At 46.3% G+C, this 21,598-nt stretch carries 22 protein-coding genes; 20 read left to right on the top strand and 2 right to left on the bottom strand.

Annotation, left to right across the window (positions count from 1 at the left end):
- The first annotated feature begins 54 nt into the window (after positions 1 to 54).
- The 16 genes from WMO65_RS10185 to WMO65_RS10110 all read left to right on the top strand — a co-directional run bounded on the left by WMO65_RS10185 (position 55) and on the right by WMO65_RS10110 (position 14,829).
- Positions 55 to 1,425, top strand: coding sequence for a SpaA isopeptide-forming pilin-related protein (locus WMO65_RS10185; RefSeq protein WP_148393970.1), 1,371 nt, complete (start codon positions 55 to 57; stop codon positions 1,423 to 1,425).
- 111 nt (positions 1,426 to 1,536) lie between these two features.
- Positions 1,537 to 2,439, top strand: a complete 903-nt coding sequence (locus tag WMO65_RS10180; protein WP_148393971.1) for a class C sortase — start codon at positions 1,537 to 1,539, stop codon at positions 2,437 to 2,439.
- On the top strand, positions 2,440 to 3,312 hold the full coding sequence (locus WMO65_RS10175) for a class C sortase (protein ID WP_148393972.1): 873 nt from the start codon (positions 2,440 to 2,442) through the stop codon (positions 3,310 to 3,312).
- 46 nt (positions 3,313 to 3,358) lie between these two features.
- The gene (locus tag WMO65_RS10170; protein WP_243128892.1) at positions 3,359 to 4,339 is read left to right on the top strand and encodes a DUF5979 domain-containing protein; all 981 of its coding nucleotides are present in this window, start codon (positions 3,359 to 3,361) and stop codon (positions 4,337 to 4,339) included.
- A gap of 14 nt (positions 4,340 to 4,353) precedes the next feature.
- Complete coding sequence (locus tag WMO65_RS10165; protein ID WP_033142043.1) at positions 4,354 to 4,854, top strand: hypothetical protein; 501 nt, start codon at positions 4,354 to 4,356, stop codon at positions 4,852 to 4,854.
- Complete coding sequence (locus WMO65_RS10160) at positions 4,854 to 5,612, top strand: hypothetical protein (protein WP_033142042.1); 759 nt, start codon at positions 4,854 to 4,856, stop codon at positions 5,610 to 5,612. The genes WMO65_RS10165 and WMO65_RS10160 overlap by 1 nt, the downstream gene beginning before the upstream one ends.
- Positions 5,613 to 5,624: 12 nt before the next feature.
- A complete protein-coding gene (locus WMO65_RS10155; RefSeq protein ID WP_033142041.1) occupies positions 5,625 to 6,416 on the top strand; it encodes a sortase B protein-sorting domain-containing protein in 792 nt (263 codons plus the stop codon).
- Positions 6,413 to 7,459, top strand: coding sequence for a MucBP domain-containing protein (locus WMO65_RS10150; protein WP_148393974.1), 1,047 nt, complete (start codon positions 6,413 to 6,415; stop codon positions 7,457 to 7,459). The genes WMO65_RS10155 and WMO65_RS10150 overlap by 4 nt, the downstream gene beginning before the upstream one ends.
- Before the next feature lie 14 nt (positions 7,460 to 7,473).
- Positions 7,474 to 7,998, top strand: a complete 525-nt coding sequence (locus WMO65_RS10145) for a signal peptidase I (protein ID WP_052099546.1) — start codon at positions 7,474 to 7,476, stop codon at positions 7,996 to 7,998.
- Between the two features lie 236 nt (positions 7,999 to 8,234).
- Positions 8,235 to 8,408, top strand: coding sequence for a hypothetical protein (locus WMO65_RS10140; protein WP_181014420.1), 174 nt, complete (start codon positions 8,235 to 8,237; stop codon positions 8,406 to 8,408).
- A gap of 28 nt (positions 8,409 to 8,436) precedes the next feature.
- Positions 8,437 to 8,781 (top strand): hypothetical protein, encoded by a 345-nt coding sequence (locus tag WMO65_RS10135; RefSeq protein WP_033142039.1) that lies wholly within the window; start codon positions 8,437 to 8,439, stop codon positions 8,779 to 8,781.
- 173 nt (positions 8,782 to 8,954) lie between these two features.
- Positions 8,955 to 10,685 carry a dihydroxy-acid dehydratase gene (gene ilvD / locus WMO65_RS10130; RefSeq protein WP_033142038.1) on the top strand — a complete coding sequence of 577 codons (1,731 nt, stop codon included), beginning with the start codon at positions 8,955 to 8,957 and terminating at the stop codon, positions 10,683 to 10,685.
- A 56-nt stretch (positions 10,686 to 10,741) separates the two neighbouring features.
- Positions 10,742 to 11,635 carry a dihydrodipicolinate synthase family protein gene (locus WMO65_RS10125; RefSeq protein WP_054350502.1) on the top strand — a complete coding sequence of 298 codons (894 nt, stop codon included), beginning with the start codon at positions 10,742 to 10,744 and terminating at the stop codon, positions 11,633 to 11,635.
- Positions 11,636 to 11,712: 77 nt separating this feature from the next.
- Positions 11,713 to 12,411, top strand: coding sequence for a 5'-methylthioadenosine/adenosylhomocysteine nucleosidase (locus WMO65_RS10120; RefSeq protein ID WP_033142036.1), 699 nt, complete (start codon positions 11,713 to 11,715; stop codon positions 12,409 to 12,411).
- Positions 12,412 to 12,532: 121 nt separating this feature from the next.
- Positions 12,533 to 13,354, top strand: a complete 822-nt coding sequence (locus tag WMO65_RS10115; RefSeq protein WP_243128811.1) for a hypothetical protein — start codon at positions 12,533 to 12,535, stop codon at positions 13,352 to 13,354.
- A 125-nt stretch (positions 13,355 to 13,479) separates the two neighbouring features.
- On the top strand, positions 13,480 to 14,829 hold the full coding sequence (locus tag WMO65_RS10110; RefSeq protein WP_033142035.1) for a glucose-6-phosphate isomerase: 1,350 nt from the start codon (positions 13,480 to 13,482) through the stop codon (positions 14,827 to 14,829).
- Between the two features lie 44 nt (positions 14,830 to 14,873).
- Here WMO65_RS10110 and WMO65_RS10105 read toward each other — a convergent pair whose 3' ends face one another.
- On the bottom strand, positions 14,874 to 15,140 hold the full coding sequence (locus WMO65_RS10105; protein ID WP_033142034.1) for a hypothetical protein: 267 nt from the start codon (positions 15,138 to 15,140) through the stop codon (positions 14,874 to 14,876).
- A gap of 345 nt (positions 15,141 to 15,485) precedes the next feature.
- Between WMO65_RS10105 and WMO65_RS10100 the strand changes: the two genes are divergently transcribed.
- The 3 genes from WMO65_RS10100 (at position 15,486) to WMO65_RS10090 (ending at position 19,817) form a co-directional block, all read left to right on the top strand.
- Positions 15,486 to 16,181 (top strand): response regulator transcription factor, encoded by a 696-nt coding sequence (locus WMO65_RS10100; RefSeq protein ID WP_033142033.1) that lies wholly within the window; start codon positions 15,486 to 15,488, stop codon positions 16,179 to 16,181.
- Complete coding sequence (locus WMO65_RS10095) at positions 16,168 to 18,492, top strand: sensor histidine kinase (protein WP_148392546.1); 2,325 nt, start codon at positions 16,168 to 16,170, stop codon at positions 18,490 to 18,492. Before WMO65_RS10100 ends, WMO65_RS10095 begins: the two co-directional genes overlap by 14 nt.
- A 212-nt stretch (positions 18,493 to 18,704) precedes the next feature.
- Positions 18,705 to 19,817 carry an ABC transporter ATP-binding protein gene (locus WMO65_RS10090; RefSeq protein ID WP_033142032.1) on the top strand — a complete coding sequence of 371 codons (1,113 nt, stop codon included), beginning with the start codon at positions 18,705 to 18,707 and terminating at the stop codon, positions 19,815 to 19,817.
- 47 nt (positions 19,818 to 19,864) lie between these two features.
- Here WMO65_RS10090 and WMO65_RS26550 read toward each other — a convergent pair whose 3' ends face one another.
- Positions 19,865 to 19,942 (bottom strand): DUF6783 domain-containing protein, encoded by a 78-nt coding sequence (locus WMO65_RS26550; RefSeq protein ID WP_353963996.1) that lies wholly within the window; start codon positions 19,940 to 19,942, stop codon positions 19,865 to 19,867.
- Between the two features lie 114 nt (positions 19,943 to 20,056).
- Here WMO65_RS26550 and WMO65_RS10085 point away from each other — a divergent pair, with 114 nt between their 5' ends.
- Entirely contained in the window at positions 20,057 to 21,142 is a 1,086-nt protein-coding gene (locus WMO65_RS10085) for a PucR family transcriptional regulator (protein WP_033142031.1), read from the top strand.
- The last annotated feature ends 456 nt before the right edge of the window (positions 21,143 to 21,598 follow it).

Genomic DNA, 21,598 nt, shown 5'->3' with positions numbered 1-21,598 from the left:
TTAAAGCAATAGAAATAATGGGTATGTCCCACAAAAAGAAAAGGAGAAAGAATTATGAAAAAAATGAGGAAAATTTTTGCCGTGTTATTATCACTGGCAATGGTGCTTGGAATGAGCATGACAACATTTGCAGACACAAAGGATAGTGCTGAGATTACAGTTACCAATGCTGAAAAAGCAACATTGACTTATTTACAGGTCATTAAACCAGATCAGACAACAACGACAGGATGGGCATTTTGTGATGAGGTTATTGCCAATGCTTATACAAAAGCTTTTGGTATAGATGACCCACAGGCGGTTATTAAGCAAATGACTGATAACCCAGATGGAAATACTGATGAAATCGGTAGAGCACTCAGTAATGTATATAGAGATAAAAGTGCAGAATTTGGAACAATGAATAATCCTCAGACCGTTAATTCTGCAGGTGTATATGCAATTCATGCATCAGAGGAAGGCTATACTTATAATAATATGGCAGCTTATATAGCATTTGCAGCTGTTGAAAATTATGAGTATCCTTCTTTAGAGGACAAAGAAATAGAAGCAAAGAAAACTCCAACAACGGTTGTAAAAGATAATAACGATAAAGATGATGTTGTGGCAATCGGTGATGTTGTAACGTATACTGTTAAAGCTAACGTACCGTTTATTAATCCTAATGATAGTGACAAGACATTCTTTGTATATGATAATATCACAGGAGCTACATATGATTTAAAAGATGCAACAGTAACCATGGGTGGTCAGGAAATTGATAATGAAATTATCTTAAACGATGATAAAAGCGGATTTAGTATTAACTTAAGCGATTTGATTAATGATTCTAACTCGAATGCAGGAAAAGAAATTGTTGTAACATATAAAGCTGTAGTTACAGGTGAAGTGGTAAACAATGAAGCTAAAGCTGGACACAAAGGTGGCAGTAACTATGGAAGTGATACAACAACGACTTATACTGGAACTATAGTATTAACAAAGTATAATGAAGATAGCTCCAAAGCTTTGGCTGGCGCAGGATTTAAGGTTACGAAAGATGATGTTGCAACTGCTTTAACATTTACAAAAGTATCGGATGGTGTTTATGTATATGATCCGGCAGGTACAGAAACAGAAGTATTTACGGGTGATGCTGGTACCTTAACAGTAAAAGGGCTGAATGTTGGAAAATATCATTTTGAAGAAACAACTGCTCCGAAAGGATATTCAATTAATGAAACTGGCGCAGATGCGACATTAGCAGTAAAGGGTGATACAGCAACAGCCGTTATTACAGCAGAGACAGATCTCAATGATACCAAACTTTCCTCCCTCCCATCCACAGGTGGAATCGGTACAACAATCTTCACAATCGGCGGATGCCTCATCATGATCGTAGCAGCAGGCCTGTTCTTCGCAAGCCGCAGAAAATCTGCAAAATAATTAATGATAATCAATTATAATTATCATCAACAATTCTAAGCAACAACTAAATGCCGGGGCGGTCGGCCCGCCCCGGCATTTTAGAAAAATACAACAATAAGGAGAGTCCGGATGAAAAAAAGATCGCACATAATCATTGTTTCCCTTCTGTTTTTAGCCGGTTTGTCCTTGCTGCTGTATCCCCTCGTATCCAATCAATGGAATAACTACAGACAGAGTAAACTGATCAGCAGTTATGAAGAAGTGGTAAATGAAAAAAACGCAGCAGGTGAAATCGACTACAAAGCCGAGGCAGACCGCGCGACAGCTTATAACAATGCCCTTCTTCCCAGTATCCTCCCAGACTCCTTTGCCGTAGCAGAAGCATCCGAGGAGGAAGATGACGAATATATGTCTTGTCTTAACCTCTCCGGTAATGGTATGATGGGATATGTAGAAATTCCTAAAATCAACGTGAAAATACCTGTATTTCACACCACGGATGATGAGGTGCTTCAGAAAGCAGCGGGCCATCTGGAAGGAAGTTCACTTCCCATTGGAGGTAAGAGCACACATTCTGTAATCTCTGCCCACAGAGGACTGCCAAGTGCAACATTGTTTACCGACCTGGACAAAATGAAAGAGGGGGATCACTTCCTTCTGTATATACTGGATGATATCCTCTGCTATGAAGTGGATAACGTTTCAGTGGTAGAACCCGAGGAGACCGATGGTCTGGCAGTGGAGGAAGGAGAAGATTTAGTTACCCTTCTTACCTGTACCCCTTACGGAGTGAACAGCCAGAGACTTCTTGTACGCGGACACCGTGTTCCTTATGAGGAGACAGAGATGGAAGAGACACCAACTTCCCTTCTGACCGGAGTAAGCATGCACACAAGCTATTTATTCTGGGTGATCGTAGGTCTGGCAGTGACAGCAGCCTTTGTTATATTCCTCTACCTCCGCGAGAAGAAATTAAGGAAAAAGCTTAATTCTGATGAAAAACAGGAGAATGAGGAGCTGACGGACAAATAAATGAAGAGAAAAATTTCAACCATTCTGTTCGGATTATTATTTCTGGCAGGGTTTGGCATCCTGGTTTATCCAACCGTTTCCAACCAATGGAACACATACCGCCAGAGCAAGCTTATAAGCAGCTATGAAGAAGTGATCGGCGATATGACGCCCGAAGATTTTACAAAAGAATGGGACGCCGCAAGAGCCTTTGATGAAAGTCTGACAGAGAATAACCTGTACGGTGATGTATTCGGCGAAGACAAAGAAGAACTGCAGAACACAGAATACTGGAAAGTTCTTAACGTTAACAAGGACGGCGTGATGGGATACCTTTCCATCCCCAAGATCAACATAAAGGTAGCCATCTACCATGGCACCGGAGATGACGTTCTCCAGACAGGAGTAGGGCATCTCAACGGAACCAAATTACCGATCGGAGGCGAGAGTACACACAGTGTACTGGCAGCCCACAGAGGTCTTCCGAGCGCCAGGCTTTTTACGGATATTGACCAGTTAAAACGCGGAGATTTATTTTACATCCACGTGCTGGATGATACATTAGCTTATGAGGTCGACCAGATCCTCACCATGATAGACAAGGACGACAGGGAAACCCTGGACGGCGCAATGGCCATTGAAGAGGGCCAGGACTATGTAACATTGTTTACTTGCACTCCATACGGCGTCAACTCCCACAGACTTTTAGTCCGCGGGCATCGGGTACCGTATACCGGAGAGGAAGAGATAGAGAGCACACCGGTTCAGTCCATGCTGAAAGCAGTACAGAATTATTACATGTTATATCTGATACTTGGATTGTCGGTGACATTACTGGTGATACTTTTAATGAAATTCCTGTTCAAGCCACGGAAAAAAAATAAGAAGTCATAAAGTGGTCAATAGGGAATGAGTTTTCAGAGGAGGGTAAAATGTGAAGATGAAAAAGACAATAAAAAAAGGAAGTGCATTGGCTCTGGCTCTGGCATTGATGCTTTCCGCAACGATTCTGCCTAAGGTTTATGCAGCCTTTGGTATTGATACAGAGAAAAGCTGTTCCCTGACCTTTGAACTGGACGGACAGTATGAAGAGCTGAACAGTCTGACCATTCCCATTCATTTATACAGAGTGGCAGATGTAGAGGAAAATGGTGAATACAAAGTATTGGCCGGATATGAAGATTTGGATCTTGCATCCATAAGCAATAAGACAACAGCCGAAGACTGGGAGAAGCTTGGAGGAAAAGCATCCGAACTGGTAGAAAAGCTTGCAGCCGCCCCGACTGCTGAGGTACAGATGCAGAAACCTGAGGGCAGCGATAAATCCAAAGGCGTTGCCGGAGACCTCTCCACAGGTATGTATCTGGTTGTTGCGGAATCTGTACAGTCACCGGAGTATACATATGATTTTACCCCGTATCTGATCTCCCTGCCGAACAACTATTACAGCGAGACAGAGGATGACACCTGGGTATATGATGTGACCACCGGATTAAAACCGGCACAGACAGAGCGCTATGGGGATTTAGTCATTGAAAAGACCCTTACTGCATATAACGCCACTTTAGGCGGAGCAGATTTCATTTTCCGGGTAGAAGCAGAGAGGGATTATGAAGTGGTATACAGCAACGTGGTATCCATCTCCTTTGACGCACCGGGAACAAAAAGTGTAAAGATAGAACATATTCCGGCTGGTGCTTCTGTTACGGTAACAGAGGTATACAGCGGAGCAAGTTATGAACTGACTTCCGACGGGACACAGCAGACAGTGATCACTGCAGATGAATCGGTTGGTGTTTCATTTGAAAATACCTATGACCATCGAAACAACGGCGGCAGCAGTGTAGTCAACCGGTTTACTTACAATGAAGGTGACTGGGATTGGGAACAGCAGAAAGATAGTACAGGTGAGCAGGAGTAAAGGAGGATGGAGCGATGAAGAAGAAATTCAATAAGAAAAGCCTTTGTCTGGCAGCAGCAGCTCTTGCCCTCACCGCAGGTATATCCGTGAACAGCGCCATGGCGTACTTCACCACCTATACAACGGCAGCAGGTGATGTGACCATCAGTCTTGGTTCCACCGTGACGATTCCGGAAGAGAAGGTCAGCGACTGGACAAAGCATATTGTGATCAAAAATACAGGAGATTATGAGTGCTATGTCCGTGTGAAAGTATTTGCAGGAGAAAAATATCAGGACGGACTTGTATATCAGGGCAGCCAGAAGTGGTCCCCCGGAGAAGAAGATTACTACTATTACAGTGATATTGTTCCGGCAGGCGGTGAAACGGAGGAACTCCAGGTTAAGATTGATTCCAAAGACAGTGAGGAGGAATTTAATATTATCGTGGCCCAGGAGTGTACCCCGGTATTATATGACGATGAAGGCAAACCCTATGCAGACTGGAATGCAAAACAAGAGGAGGTTGGTGAATAATGAAAAAGAAGAAAAAATCCTTTTCTGTGAAACCAGTTATCCTTCTCTCAGCAGCAGCCCTGTTATTGCTGGGCAGTACAGTCGGAAGTGCACGTGCGGCACTTACCTATTACAGTGAAAACTATTCTGTGCAGATGAGCACATCAAACATTGGTGTAAGCCTCATAGAAAATGGTGACAAAATCAGCTACAGGGACTATAATGAAAACGATGAGTGGAATGAGAGCACAGGAACTCTTTTATCCGATCTGAAGAAAGAGAAGCTGGTACTGGGCAAGACATATGATGAGAAGCTCAGCGTTACGAACAGCGGCTCCATAGACAGCTATGTGAGGGTTATCCTCTATAAGAGCTGGTCAAAAGGCGAAGGAGAAAATGCAGTCAAAGACACAACGCTTTCCCCCGCACTGATTGACCTGAACCTGACCGGCAACGGCTGGACCGAAGATAAAAATGCATCCACAAAAGAACGTACGGTTCTGTACTATAACAGCATTCTTCCGGCAGGAGAAACCACTCCCGAGTTCGCAGACACACTGCGGATTGACCCGGCGCTTGGCAAGAAGGTCACAGAACATGAGACAATTGATGAAAATGGTTACAAGACCATCACCACGGTTTACGATTATGACGGTTACAGTTTCCAGGTGGAAGCCGAAGTGGATGCTGTTCAGACACATAATGCACAGGATGCCATCAAGAGTGCCTGGGGTGTAGACGTAGATGTTGCAGCAAACGGAGATATCAGCTTACGATAGGAGGTACAGAATATGAAAAAGAAAATTTTGTGCCTTATCATGGCAGCAGTCATGACCGTAGGCACCGCGGCAACCGCATATGCAGAAGATTTTAAAAGTGATAAAGACTGGCAGGTTGATTTTGACGGAGACAAGATGAACAGTAATTTCAGTTCTAAGGAAATGGCTGAGGAGATTTATGGAATCCTCCCCGGCGATACCATGGAACTGCAGGTTAAGATAAAGAATTCCGGAGAGGAACAAACCGACTGGTATATGTCCAATGAAGTTCTGAAAAGTCTGGAAGAGGGAAGCAAAGCAGAAGGCGGAGCTTACACATATGTTTTGACCTATTATGATCCATCCGGTGCGGAGGCAGTCCTCTATGACAGCGAAACCGTAGGCGGCGAGGGCACGTCCTATGTTGGAAAAGGTCTGGAACAAGCCACGGATTCCCTGGATGATTTCTTCTATCTGGATAGGCTGGATGCAGGAAAAGCCGGTTCTGTTCACCTGAAGGTTATCTTAGACGGTGAGACACAGGGCAATGGCTATCAGGATACACTGGCTCGTCTGCAGATGAATTTCGCAGTAGAGAAAGTAGCTCCTTCCACGGTAACCGTAAAAGGTAAAGACACTGTGGTAAGAAAGACCGTTACAGGCGAATCCAATACAGTGAAGAAGACGATCACCCGTCCTAAGACAGGAGATACCACAAATATCCTCCTTTTCAGTACAGCGGCATTAGTCAGCGGATTGGTACTGCTGCTTCTGGGAATCGCAGCCATGAAAAAACGCCATGAGAAAGGGGAGCTGAAGTCATGAAGAAGTTGAAAATGATTCTGACATCTTTGCTTACTGTCTGCATGCTCTTTGGCTCATCTGTGATCAGCGTTTTTGCGGCAGATGGAGAATACACCTATACAGCAACCTTCTATGCAGGCAATCAGGGTACATTTTCCGGGATTGACGGATTATCTGTAGTAAGTACAGGGACACCGGTGATTGATGCACAGGGTGACAGGGTTGTGGTAAGCGGCCTGAAATTAGGTGATAAAGTATCCTTTGATGTACAGAACGGTGATGTTGCACTGGGAGATTCCAGTAAATATTATGTAAAAGGTGTCCGGATAAGCGGACGTGACAATAATTCCCTTGAGACCTCCGGATTTTATGTAAATGGTGACAGAGATTTTGTTGTCGCTTACGGAATTCAGGGCGACATGGTTGGTTATACTGTTAATTATCATGATGAAGAAGGAAACGAACTGGCACCGAGCCGTACTTATTACGGCAATGTGGGAGACAAACCGGTAGTGGCTTACCTGTATGTGGAAGGTTATACACCGCAGGCTCTGGCACTGACCAAGACACTCTCCTCCAATGAAGCACAGAACGTATTTACTTTCGTATATACACCTGTTACAACAGAGACAGTAACCATACCCGGCGAGACAACAACCGTCACAACCGTTATACCCGGAACCACCACAACAGAGACAACTGTTGTAGAGACTCCGGCAGCAGGTACTCCGGCAGGCACAACAGGAACCACCGGAACGGAGGGAACAGCCGGTACAGAAGGCACCGCAGGTGAAGCCGGAACAGCCGGTACTGAGGGAACCGAAGGTACGGCAGGAGCCGGAACAGACGAGGGAACTCAGGTTATAGAGCCGAATGAAGTGCCGCAGGGCAACCAGGAAGTTGTCGATTTAGATGAGGATGAAACACCTCTGGCTGACAATCCGGAAGAGACCAAAGAGAAAGTAAAGAAGGGCCTTCCCCTTGCAGCAGGCATCGCGATCGGAGTCGGAGCAGTTGCAGCTCTTTCCGCATTAGCAGTATTTCTGATTAGACGACGCAGATGAAAGGATAACTTGTTTTGAGCAGAAAGAAGAAAAAGGATAGGAAAAGCCCAGTGTCTGCAATTTGCAGTGCACTGGGCACTGTTTTATTAGTAAGTCTGGTGCTTGTCTGTCTTCCCATTACAGCAACCAGGCTTTTTGGCTATGATGCATATTCCGTGGTAAGCGGAAGCATGGAGCCGGCAATCCCCACAGGAAGCCTGGTGTATGTACAGGAGACAGCACCGGAGGACATGAAGGAAGATGATGTGATCGCGTTCTATGGCGCAAAGGATTCCAATGCCATTATCACCCACAGGGTAGTGGAGAACAAAGTGGTCATGGGTGAATTTATCACCAAAGGAGATGCCAACAAGACGGAGGATATGAACGCAGTCCCCTACAGCAACTTTATAGGGAAAGTGGTATATACCATCCCTGTTTTGGGAAGGGTCGCTCAAGCCCTGACAAGTACAATGGGAAAGATCATTGCAGGCGGTGTGATTGCGGCAGCACTGGTTTTGGAAATCATAGCATCTGTTATCCGCAGACGCGAATCATAACGGTTTCCGTGGTGTTTTTTGTCCTGTCTGTTATTTTATACCATTACAAAAAACTCCTTTATGAAAATATGATTCAAATAAAGTAATGCGTGTAATGCTTTTGGTAATGCCGCTTAAAGTATAATACGAATAACAGAAGCAGAGACCTGAATGGTTATCGATATTAACACGGTGATCCATTTATACAGCTTGTAACAATACCCAACGGACGAGATAAAACTATAGTGAGGGCTAAAATGGCAAAAGAAGCAGAAACCTTTGTAATTAAAATAGACGGCAGCAGAGATGCCACATGGCAGGGTGAAGTTACATGGGCAGAAGAAAAGAGTGAAAAGCACTTTCGCAGTGCACTTGAATTAATAAAATATATAGACGGAGCCTTAATACAGGCAGCGTCAGATAAGAAATAGTCATAGTGACAGGGGAAAGGGGTGCATTATGGGACATAAAAGATTAGAAAAGAAAATCTTGCTTCTCATATTATGCATAGCGATTGCCCTTGGAAATATTACTATTGCTCATGCAGGACAGGACGCGCTCTCGGCTGATCCTGTAAATCGGCAGACGGAAGAGGCAGCCCCTTTGAAAGACCGGGAGCAGACCGGTCAGGCAGAAGAAGACAGCACCCGAACAGTCATCATCAATGGGGAAGAGGTTCCATTGAGTGAAGGGGAGAATATAACGAAAAATGACAATACAGGCCTGATTTATGTAGGCCTTTTTGCAGGCATCCTGGTCCTTGCTGGTGCCAGGGAATATGTAGTCAGAAAACGTATCAAGTAATTTTGTTAAAATACCTCCTTTATAAAACAAGTACAAAAGCCGCAGGATGAAGAAAATTCTTTGTCCCGCGGCTTTTGTGCCGCTGTCACCCAATTAACAGTAGTCAAACCCTTCAAAAAGTTGTAATATGAAAGCATCAAATAATCTATTAAAGAAGGGATACATAATACACCATGAACCACAAACAAAAAAGCGCCCCCCAGCGCCTTCTCTGGTCCCAGTTCGACGCCCTGCAGATGGGCTCCGGATGGGATGAGGAGGACATTAAGAAACCTCAGATCCTTCTGGAGGATGTCTTTGGTGACAGCCATCCCGGCAGTACCCATCTGTCGGGCCTCATGGAGCAGGCAAAATACGGAGTCTTCGAGAAAGGCGGCTATCCGGCCCAGTATCACACCACAGATATCTGTGACGGATGTGCCCAGGGTCATGACGGGATGAACTACATCCTGGCATCCCGCGAAGCGATCTGTGATATGATAGAAGTACACGGTTCCGTGTACCCATGGGACGGCATGATCCTCTCCGCCTCCTGTGACAAGTCCATTCCCGCCCAGTTAAAGGCAGCAGCCCGCCTGGACATGCCCACCATCTTTATTCCCGGCGGCAGCATGCGCCCGGGACCGGATATGACCACATCGCTGGTTGCGGGGGATATTTCTCTGCGCCAAAAGCGTGAGGGCGCAGTGACAGAGCAGGAGATCAGGGACTATAAGCTCACAGGCTGTCCGTCCTGCGGTGCCTGTACTTTCCTGGGGACTGCCAGTACCATGCAGTGTATGGCAGAAGCCCTGGGCATGTCACTTCCGGGAACTGCTGTTATGCCGGCCACCATGCGGGATATTTTTGCTTATTCCAGAAAAGCGGGCCGTATGATCATGGAACTGGTTGAGCGTGAGATCACAGCGGGCAGTATCATGACAAGGGAAGCATTTGAAAATGCCATCATCATTCACAGTGCCATAGGCGGCTCCACCAATGCGACCATCCATCTTCCCTCCATTGCAAGGGAGCTGGGAATCATATTGGAACCGGAACTTTTTGATGACCTGAACCACAAAGTACCGCATATCGGCAACATCAACCCAAGCGGACAGCACCTGACGGAATCCTTCTGGTTTGCCGGAGGAATCCCCATGGTTCAGCTTTATTTAAAGGACATGCTGCATCTGGACGTCATGACCGTTACCGGCAGAACCCTGGGCGAAAATCTGGAGGAGCTGGAGAGGGACAATTTCTTTGCCCGCAACCTGGGCTATCTGCATAATTACGGCCTGGAACGTGACCAGGTCATCTTCCCTGTGGAGAAAGCGGAGGAAAAGGGTTCCATAGCTATTTTAAAAGGCAATCTGGCACCGGAAGGCGCAGTTATCAAATACTCCGCCTGTGTGGAATCCATGCGGGAGCACAAAGGCCCTGCGAAGGTCTACAACCGTGAGGAGGACGCTTACCAGGCCGTCGTAGATGGTGAGGTAGACCCGGGCGATATCCTTGTTATCCGCTATGAAGGTCCGAGAGGGACCGGCATGCCGGAAATGCTCATGACCACAGAGGCCATTGTCTGTGATGAGCATCTGAACGGCACGGTTGCCCTGGTGACAGACGGACGTTTTTCAGGGGCAACGAGAGGTGCCGCCATCGGCCACGTCTCCCCGGAAGCGGCAGCAGGAGGCCCGCTGGCCTTTATTGAGACGGGGGATATTCTGGAGTACAGTGTACAGAACAGAAGTCTCGAAGTAGTCGGAATTCAGGGACAGGAACTCTCCGGGGAAGAGATCGAGGCTGTTCTGAAAAAACGTTCCGAATCCGGCATTCTGCCCCGTCCGAAGAGAAAGGGTTTGTTTGGCCGTTATACAAGCCACGCTATGTCTGCCATGAAGGGCGCAGGATACGAAGAGATATAATAACGCGGCAGACCGCAACAGGATTAATCAGATAAAAGAGAGGACATAATTAATTTATGAATGCAAAATGGATCACGCCGGCAGTGACGGCATTGGATGAAAACGGACATATTGACATAGAAGCCAACAAAAGAATCTATGAACATCTGATACAGGGAGGTATTGACGGAATTCTCATCTTCGGCAGCATCGGTGAGTTTTTTGCCCTGCCCATGGAGGAAAAGCGGAATATGGTGCGTGAGGCTGTGGCGTACATTGCACACAGGGTAACCGTCTATATAGGAACCTGCAGTATGGAATTTGAGGAATGCGTGGAGTTTTCTAATTTTGCTCTGGAAGCAGGGGCAGACGGAGTTATGGTGATCTCTCCGTATTACTTTAATCTGCCGGACAGTGCAGTGGAAAACTTTTATGACAGCCTTGCCGACCGTGTGAACGGACCTGTTCTTCTGTATAATTTTCCGGACAGGACAGGATATGATCTGAAGCCCCAGGTGGTACTGAACCTGGTACGCAGACATAAAAACATCGTTGGGATCAAAGATACCGTGGGAACCATGGGACACACCCGTGCGCTCATACAGACAGTGAAGAAGGAATTTCCTGAGTTTTTAATATATTCCGGATTTGATGAATTTTTTGCCCATAACGTACTGAGCGGTGGTGACGGGTGTATTGCAGGCCTGTCAAACTTTGCCCCTGCTGTTGCTTCCGGCTTCGCAAAAGCAGCAAGGGAGAACGATTTGGAGGCACTTCAGGTTTATCAGCAGAAAATAGATGGACTGATGGCCATCTATGATGTGGCAGAACAGTTCATACCCATTATAAAAAAGGCAATGGTACTCTGCGGCGTGGATATGAATCCCGGCTGCACAGCGCCTCTGCTGGCCGCTGATGCGTCTGAAACAGAACGGATAGAGGAAATCCTGAGGAACGCCTCAATCCTTTGAAAATGGGGCATATAGAGGCTTACAGAGGGGTCGGATAAACGCCGGCATATATAATATCGACAGAAAGGAACTTAGCAATGAAACATATAGGAATCATAGGCGCCATGGAGGAGGAAGTGGCGATCCTGAAAGAGAAGATGACAGATGTAACAGTGGAGAAAAAAGCCTCCATGGAGTTTTACAGCGGCAGATTAAACGGTAAGGAGGCAGTGATCGTACGCTCCGGAATTGGCAAGGTAAACGCGGGAATCTGTACCCAGATCCTGGCGGATGACTTCCATGTGGATGCCGTCATCAACACCGGCGTGGCAGGCTCCCTGCGGGCGGAGATCAACATCGGTGATATTGTCCTCTCCACAGACACCCTGCAGCACGATATGGATGCCAGGGAGTTCGGCTATCCCATCGGCCAGGTGCCCAGAATGGATACGCTGGCATTCCCGGCAGATGAGACGCTGCGCAGCCTGGCAGCGGAGGTATGCCGTCAGGTCAATCCCGATATCCAGGTATTTGAGGGCCGTGTAGTGAGCGGTGACCAGTTCGTAGCCAAAAAAGAGGTGAAAGACCAGATCATAGAGAACACAGACGGATACTGCACAGAGATGGAAGGCGCGGCCATCGGACAGGCGGCATATCTCAATCAAATCCCCTATCTGGTGATAAGAGCCATCTCCGACAAGGCTGACGACAGCGCCCATATGGACTATCCCGCCTTTGAAAGAGAGGCGATCCGCCACACGGTAAATCTGGTGGAGAGCATGGTTAAGAGGCTGTAGAAAGGCGCCTTTTGTCACCATTTGACGCACGATTTTTGTTTTCAAAACGCCCGGGTTGCTATATAATGAATGCCATAAAGAGCGTGCTTTCTGCGCGCCGAAATAGTGAGGAGGATTTACTGTGCACTTATTTTATTATGGCACCTGGCTGATGGGGTTACTGAGCCTTTTCAGCGTACTGGCAATCTACGGGAGCAACAGAAGAGTAATCCGGGACCTGAAAAATGTTCCGGCGGTAAAAGACAAATGGCTGCAGCAGTTTCTGCTGGAATATCAGAGAAACGTAAAAGACGATTCAGCGATACATAACCCCGCTGTGTATCTCACAAGGCGGATGAGAGGACGAAAGATAGGACCGATAACCCTTCGGCAGATGAAAGGGGTATCCTGGTGTACTTTTGTCCTCTCTTTTTTAGCCGCGGGAGCAGGGGCGCTGTGGATCAGAAGGACAGGCCTTGAGCGGATCTCTTTTCCGGTCATCACCAGAGACTTTCCGGCTATGGGGCTTCTGGCGGGCAGCGCGGCGGTTATGGGTATCGCACTTCTTCTGCTGCGCATGGTGATATCCATGGGGTTCCAGGAGGAGGTCATTGAGACAAACCTGTTGGATTATATGGAAAACCAGAGAGGCGACAGCCAGAAGGTAGTTCAGATAGAACCTGTCCGTCAGAATACCGGATCTAAGGCAGCCAAGGCAGGAAAGACAGGCAGAAGGGCAAGGGTAAAGGCAAAAGAGCAGGAACAGCTTCAGCAGGAACAGCGGCTGAGAGCCCAGAAGGAACGGGCCATGTCAGACCGCAGGGGTCAGGACAAAGATCCGAGGGCCGAGAAGGTGGAAGAGCGCATCCGGGAAGCGGCAGCCACGGATGAACGGTACAGCCATCTCCTGAACAAAGAGGAGGAGGCTATCGTCAAAGATGTGATAAAGGAATTTCTAACTTGATAAACCTCCCATCATTTGCTAAACTATATTTGTTGAGTGACAACGTTCAAGTTGAGTTGGACATGCTGTCCTGATAAGTGTCAGGTCAGCTTCAGGCAAACGACAGGAAAAAGGAGAAGAGAGCAATGGGAAACAAAGTTACATTTGATTATTCAAAAGCCGCTGACGTTATCCGCGAAGAAGAAGTAACAGCAATGCAAAAAATGGTGGAAGCGGCCAAAGAGACCCTGGTATCCAGAAACGGCCTTGGAAATGACTTCCTGGGATGGATCGACCTTCCGGTAGATTATGACAAAGAAGAGTTCGGCCGCATCAAGAAAGCAGCGGAGAAGATTAAAAATGATTCCGATGTTCTGCTTGTGATCGGTATCGGCGGTTCCTACCTGGGAGCGAGAGCTGCCATCGATTTCCTGAACCATCCATTTTATAACAATCTTACAAAAGAAGCCCGTAAAGCTCCGGAGATCTACTATGTAGGCAACAACATCAGCGGCGCATATGTAAAAGGCCTTGCTGAGGTGATCGGAGACAGAGACTTCTCCATTAATGTCATTTCAAAATCCGGCACAACAACAGAGCCGGCAATCGCTTTCCGTGTGTTCAAAGAGATGGCAGAGAACAAATACGGAAAAGAAGAGGCAGCAAAAAGGATCTATGCTACAACAGATAAAGCCAAGGGCGCATTAAAGACCCTGGCAGCAGAGGAAGGATATGAGACCTTCGTAGTTCCGGATGACGTGGGAGGACGTTTCTCCGTGCTGACAGCCGTTGGACTTCTGCCTATCGCAGTGAGCGGCGTTTCCATTGATAAGCTCATGGAAGGTGCAGCATCCGGAAGAGAACTGGCACTGAATACTCCGTATGCGGAAAATGACGCGCTGCAGTATGCGGCAGTCCGCAACATTCTTCATAGAAAAGGCAAATCCGTTGAGATTCTGGCTGACTATGAGCCTACCCTGCACTATGTTGCAGAGTGGTGGAAACAGTTATATGGTGAGAGCGAAGGTAAGGATCAGAAGGGCATCTACCCGGCATCCGTGGACTTTACCACAGACCTGCACTCCCTGGGACAGTTTATCCAGGATGGCTCCAGAATCATGTTCGAGACTGTTCTTGCCATCGAAGAGCCCAAAGAAGACCTTGCCATCAAAGAGGCAGAGAATGACTTAGACGGCCTGAACTATCTGGCCGGAAAAGGCATGGACTTCGTAAACAAGAGCGCCATGAACGGAACAATCCTTGCCCATACAGACGGTAATACCCCGAACCTGATGGTTAAAATCCCGAGACAGGACGAGTTTTACCTTGGACAGTTGTTCTATTTCTTTGAATTTGCCTGCGGTATCAGCGGTTACCTGTCAGGTGTGAACCCCTTCAATCAGCCGGGTGTTGAGAGCTACAAGAAGAACATGTTCGCACTCCTTGGAAAACCGGGATACGAGGACAGAAGAGAAGAGTTACTGAAAAGACTGTAAGGAAAGAAAGGCCCGCCCGGGAACTTCCGGGCGGGCTGTTTTTCTCATCCCTCTTCAATGACCTGTATTTCCAGATAATCAAAATCCAGCACTTCGATAAAATTATCCTGGTTGAAGCGCGCCTTTGCATGCTTCTGGAAATCCTTGATATTCACATCCAGCCACAGGGGCTTTTCCAAATCGAACTCATAACAGATGGCGTCCAGACAGTGAAATACTTTCTTGGTGCGGTTCATGTCTGTCTCATCACATATGACGGTGCTCTTGACCACATGTGTGTCTTTATAAATGGTTCCCATCAATCGAAACATAGTAAAATTCCTTTCCCTTGCACTTGTCTAATTCGTATTATTATAAAAAAGAATGGAGGATATGTAAAGCGATCCTGAAATAATTACTGTTATTTTAGAAAATACCAGAAGTTTCCATTTTGTTAATGCTGTATGGCTGTGAAACGTTCATTATCTGTATATTTGAAAGGAAATCTTTAAGTTTTTCTTAATTTTCCGGAATTTGCGTTCGTTTTTTACGGTAAATGTCGAAACAATGGTATAATAAATCTACAGCAGTGACGCCACGTCCTGAGATGATTCAGGGCACAGGTATCCCGGACGGATGCCGGTGCTGGATGCAAAATAATGACAAGAGGTGTTAACATGTTCAGGATACTTGTTTGTGATGATGACAGAGAGATTGTGCATGCCATAGAGCTTTATCTTTCGGAGGAGGGGTATGAGGTACTGTGTGCCTATGATGGAATGGAGGCTGCGGAAGTGGTGCGCAGGGAGAATGTACACCTGCTGATCGTGGATATCATGATGCCGAAAATGGACGGCATACAGGCAATCACACAGATTCGCAGATTTTCAACGATTCCCATCATCTGCCTGACAGCCAAAACAGAGGATGAGGATAAGATAGCCGGGCTCAACGCCGGAGCGGATGATTATATGGAGAAGCCATTCAATCCCCTGGAGCTGATCGCACGGGTAAAGTCCCAGCTCAGACGCTATACAGAACTGGGAAATATGCCGAAAGGGCAGGACAAACACATTTATTTTTCCGGGGGACTGGTGGTGGATGACGATACCAAAGAGGTGACCCTGGATGGTAAGGGAGTGCGGTTTACTCCCATTGAATATAATATTCTTCTGTTTCTTTTAAAAAATAAGGGGAAAGTATTTTCTATTGAGCAGATCTATCGTAATATATGGAATGAGGAAGCCATCGGCGCTGACAACACGGTGGCAGTACATATCCGCCATATCCGGGAGAAGATCGAACTGAATCCGAAGAACCCGAGGTATCTGAAAGTAGTCTGGGGAGTGGGATACAAAATTGAAAATATTTAGAGGCAGAAAAGAGAAAAAACCCGGCAGGAATAGGCGTCCGTTCTGTTATCCAGGGACCCTGATCCTGCATTTTTTATTTGCAGTGATCGTGATGATCTACATTATCATTGCCGACTATTATCAGGTATGGCAGGATCCCGGCTGGCTTGCGGGGGAGACACCTCCTTACTACAAGACCAGGGATTATGCCCAGAATGTAAAGAATGAGATGTCAGAGCTTATTGACTATATACGCCTCAGAATGAATTTTGAGACAGACGGGAAGTATGACCCTGACAAGCAGGTAGACATTCTGGAATATGCCGAGCAGGGAATCATAAGCGGCAGCAACACTAACGGTTTGGCGTACACCCTGCAGCAGCTCTATGACTGGAGTGAGCAGAAGGAGAGCTACAAGTGGTGGAAATCCTATATCCGGGAAAATGAGAAGAATCTGTACAGTGTAAGTGAGCTGAAGGAGATCAAGGGAACCCTGGATGAACTGTATACGCCTCAGGGCTATGACAGCATTCTGGAGTTTGTCATGTCGGAGCAGAACCTGAGGCGTGCAAGCGAAGTACACTGTGCCTCCGAACTGGCTGTGTGCCTGTTAAAAATTGACGCTGAGATGCCTCAGTATGTAAAGGACAAGGAGAGATTCAAAGCGGAGAACACCAATATTAAGTACAGGTTTGAGAATGTGGAGACCGGCTTGGTGTACACTAACTGCACCTTGGAAGAAGAGAAGCAGAATTCCGCCAGACTTCTGTTCCAGGGAGATACTTTTTTCTTGGATACAGATGTACCTCTGTCCTATGAGATGAAATATGACATCATAAAAAAGCTCAACGAGGATATTTCGGATACGGAAAATATCACCCTTTCCGTCTGGATTGACAGGACATTTGCAGCAAAGGATTATCTGTGGGGCGGCAGCCAGTTTTATCACAAATGGTCCTGGTTCATCCGTACCTTTCCGAAAGGCCTGATCTTTTCCGCTGCCGTTTTCTTCATTTCCCTTCTGGCACTCTGTGTGATGACAGTGAAAAGGGCAGGGCAGGAAAGGCGGCTGAGCAGGTATTTTGACAAGATCTCCATAGAATTTCTGCTGGTACCCATGGGTCTGCTTCTGTGTCTGGCAGCAGTGATCGTAAAACGCAGCATGGAGGAGATCCTTCCGCCTCCCCGGGCAACAGGCAATGTGGTGATGCTCTTATTTATTTATGTGTTTCTTTTGGTGGGAGTCCTGAGTATTGTGCGCAGGGGGAAAATGGGGACTCTCGGCAGGGGCAGCATAGTATCCCAGATTATCGGCAATTACAGGGCCGGCATCCGGGGCGGTAAGAAGGCGGCCTTTGCGCTGGCGGGATTTGTCCTCTATGTGGTGCTGAGCTTTCTCTTGTGCCGCGGAGGGACAGTGGGAGCTGTAATACTTGTCTTTATGAACCTCTACGCAGGAGGTCATATTCTGAGGGAGATAAGCGCAAGGGTGCAGATGCTGGACGGTGTGCGGAAGATTTCCGATGAGGATTTTACCTATAAAATACCAACAGAGAATTTAAACCGGATAAACGCGGAGATAGCGGACAACATCAACCGGATCGGCGACAATCTGGAAAAAGCCGTCCAGGAGAGTGTGCGCAATGAGCGCAGAAAGACGGATCTGATCGCCAATGTCTCCCACGACTTAAAGACACCCCTCACATCCATCATCAGTTACATCGGCCTTCTGAAGCGGGAGGAGATACAAAATCCCAAGATCGAGGAGTATGTGGATGTGCTGGACAAGAAGACAGAGCGTCTGAAGATCCTAATGGAGGACCTGGTTGAAGTCTCCAAGATCAACTCCGGCAATTTCCATATCCAGCCCGAGCAGATAGACTTCCGGGAATTCCAGCAGCAGGTACAGGGGGAATTCTTTGAGCAGCTCCGAAGCCGCGGGCTGCAGACCGTGAACAGTATGCCTGAGGAGCATGTGTATATCTGCGCCGACGGCAGGGCTTTGTGGCGAGTCATGGATAACCTGTACGGCAATATTGTCAAATACGCCTTTCCGGGAAGCCGGGTATATGCGGACATGAAGGCAGATGAAAAGAAAGTCACCTTTTCCCTGAAGAATATATCCAGCCAGCCCCTGAACATCGATGCGGATGAGCTGACCGAACGGTTCATCCAGGGGGATGAGTCCAGGAGCACAGAGGGCAGCGGCTTGGGACTTTCCATTGCCAAGAACCTGGTAGAGCTTATGAACGGGAGGTTCGAGATCTATCTGGACGGAGACCTGTTCAAGACAACCATCATATTTCCCGTGAAACCCGCGAACTGCAGGTAAAATATGGAGAAATGATATCCATTGTGCAAGTTGTATATTGAAGAAAAGAAAATTCGGTAAATTGCCAATAGGGTGTATTTTCTTAGAGATGATAACAAAGACTTTATTTAATCTTTGTTTAATTGAACCATGGTAAAAAACCGGGTGTCAGTGTTATACTTGTAACAGTTAATCAAAGCAAAGAGACGCGTAACAATTAGGAGGAAATGAAAATGGCAAGCTTATCATTACAGCATATTAACAAAACATATCCAAACGGATTCGAAGCAGTAAAAGATTTTAACCTTGAAATCGCAGATAAAGAATTCATCATCTTCGTAGGTCCTTCAGGTTGTGGTAAATCTACTACACTTCGTATGATCGCAGGTCTGGAAGAAATTTCAGGCGGTACATTAAAAATCGGTGACAAGGTTGTAAATGATGTAGAACCTAAAGACAGAGATATTGCAATGGTATTCCAGAACTACGCTCTGTATCCGCATATGACCGTATATGATAACATGGCATTCGGTCTGAAACTGAGAAAAGTTCCGAAAGACCAGATTGATAAAATGGTTAAAGAAGCAGCTAAGATCCTTGACCTGGAGAAACTGTTAGACCGTAAACCGAAAGCTCTTTCCGGTGGTCAGAGACAGCGTGTTGCTATGGGACGTGCTATCGTGCGTGAACCTAAAGTATTCCTGATGGACGAACCTCTGTCAAACCTGGATGCTAAACTTCGTGTACAGATGCGTACTGAGATCTCCAAACTGCATGAGAGATTAGGTGCAACCATTATCTACGTAACACATGACCAGACAGAGGCTATGACACTTGGTACAAGAATCGTTGTTATGAAAGACGGTATCGTACAGCAGGTTGATACACCTCAGAACTTATACAACGCTCCGAAGAACCTGTTCGTAGCAGGATTCATCGGTTCTCCTCAGATGAACATGATGGATGCAGTATGCCACGTAAAAGGCAATGAAGTTGAACTGGAAATCGGCGGAACTACAATCGCTTTACCTGCTTCCAAGAGAAAACCGCTCATCGACGGCGGCTATGACGGAAAGACAGTTGTTATGGGTATTCGTCCTGAGCACGTATACGATGATGAAGCTCGTATTCAGGCATTCCCGGGCAGCGTAATCGAAGGTAAGATCACTGTTTACGAATTACTTGGTGCTGAGGTTTACTTATACTTTGACACAGAAGGATTCCCGATGACAGCAAGAGTTAATCCGCGTACAACAGCCAGAACAGGCGATGTTGTTAAATTCTCACTGGATCTGGAAAAGATTCACGTATTCGACAAAGAAACAGAACAGGTTATCACAAACTAATTGTTATGAAAAGATACAGACTGCCGCGGATTTATCTGCGGCAGTTTTTATATAGGAAAAGCTGCCAGCCTAGAGCGTGTTTGAAAATTGCTTTCGCCAAGCTGTACGTCACAGATTGTCGGAATGAATTTTCAAACAGGCTCTAGTGTACGAAAATAAAAAATTGAAATTTTGTCGAAAATACGTTATAGTAATTGATATATTAGTATTTTTGATAAGTGTGCAGAAGGAGAATAACTATGATTTCAAGCCAGGTGATACAGAAGACATTAGAAGAATTGAGAACCATAACGAGGATAGATCTCTGTGTTATGGATGTGGATGGAAAGGTAAACTCTACTACATTTCCGGTTGAGAATGAAGATTTCGGTGATGTGTCCGGCTTTGTGGAATCAATGGCGGACAGCCAGGTAATGAAAGGCTACCATTTCTTCAAGATTTATGACGGGCAGTCTGTGGAGTTTATTCTGATCGCAAAAGGCGGCAATGAGGATGCCTATATGATTGGCCGCGTGGCTGTTGCGGAGATTCAGAATCTGATCGTGGCTTACAAAGAGCGTTTTGATAAGTCAAATTTTATCCAGAATCTGATCCTCGACAATCTGCTTCTGGTAGATGTATACAACCGTGCAAAAAAACTGCATATCCCGGTGGAAGCCAGGAGAGTAGTGCTTCTGGTCGAGACCAAAAATGAGAAGGATCAGGATGCCATTGAGATTCTGAAAAACCTGTTTGTGTCCAGAACAAACGATTTCATCACAGCGATTGATGAGAAAAATATCATCATTGTTCGGAATCTGGAAGAGACTGACAATTACGAATCCATTGAGAGCATTGCCAAGATGATCGTGGATATGCTCAATGCTGAGGCTATGTCCCAGGTGCGCGTGTCCTACGGCAATATCATCAATGAGATCAAGGATGTATCACGTTCTTATAAAGAAGCGAAGATGGCTCTTGACGTAGGTAAAATATTCTATGTGGAGAAGACCATTGTGGGATACAACAATCTGGGAATCGGCCGTCTGATCTACCAGCTTCCCATGCCTCTGTGTGAAATGTTCATGAAAGAGGTATTCGGAGGCAAGCTGCCGGAATCCCTGGATGATGAGACTCTGAACACCATCAACAAATTCTTTGACAATAATCTGAACATTTCAGAGACATCCCGCCAGCTCTTCCTGCACAGGAATACACTGGTGTACAGACTGGAGAAGATCCAGAAGAGCACAGGACTTGATATCAGGGTGTTTGACGACGCACTGACATTCAAGATCGCGCTGATGGTTTCCAGCTATATGGAGTTTATGAAAAAACAGGATTAACGATTCAGCCGGGCCCCGCACTTACTGCCCGGACCTGATATAAGAGAGCTGCCGCGTGCCGCGCAAGTACGTTCTCTGCAGCAGTCATTTTGTCTATACAGGCCCATGACTGCAGCAGGGAGCAGATCTTGTGGCATCCGGCAGCTTTTTTGCTGTTGTGAAGGAAAGTACAGGTAAATTGGAAGAAACCTTTGGTTTTAGTATGTATATTAAGTAAGTGAGCCTTGGTTTTGGCTACACTTTACAGATAAAATGCAGGGAATCTTTGGTATTAGTCTGTAAATTAAGTAAGCGTGCCGTGGTTTTTGTCACACTTTACAGATAAAAAGCAGGGAACCTTTGGTTTTAATACGTAAACTAAGCAAGTGAGCCTTGGTTCTGGTCACACTTTACAGATAAAAAGCAGGGAACCTTTGGCTTTAATACGTAAACTAAGCAAGTGAGCCGTGGTTCTGG

This window comes from Blautia caccae, from assembly GCF_040095955.1.
Lineage (GTDB): Bacteria > Bacillota > Clostridia > Lachnospirales > Lachnospiraceae > Blautia > Blautia celeris.
Note: the sequence above shows the minus strand (reverse complement) of the source record. Positions and strands in the feature narration are given on the sequence as shown.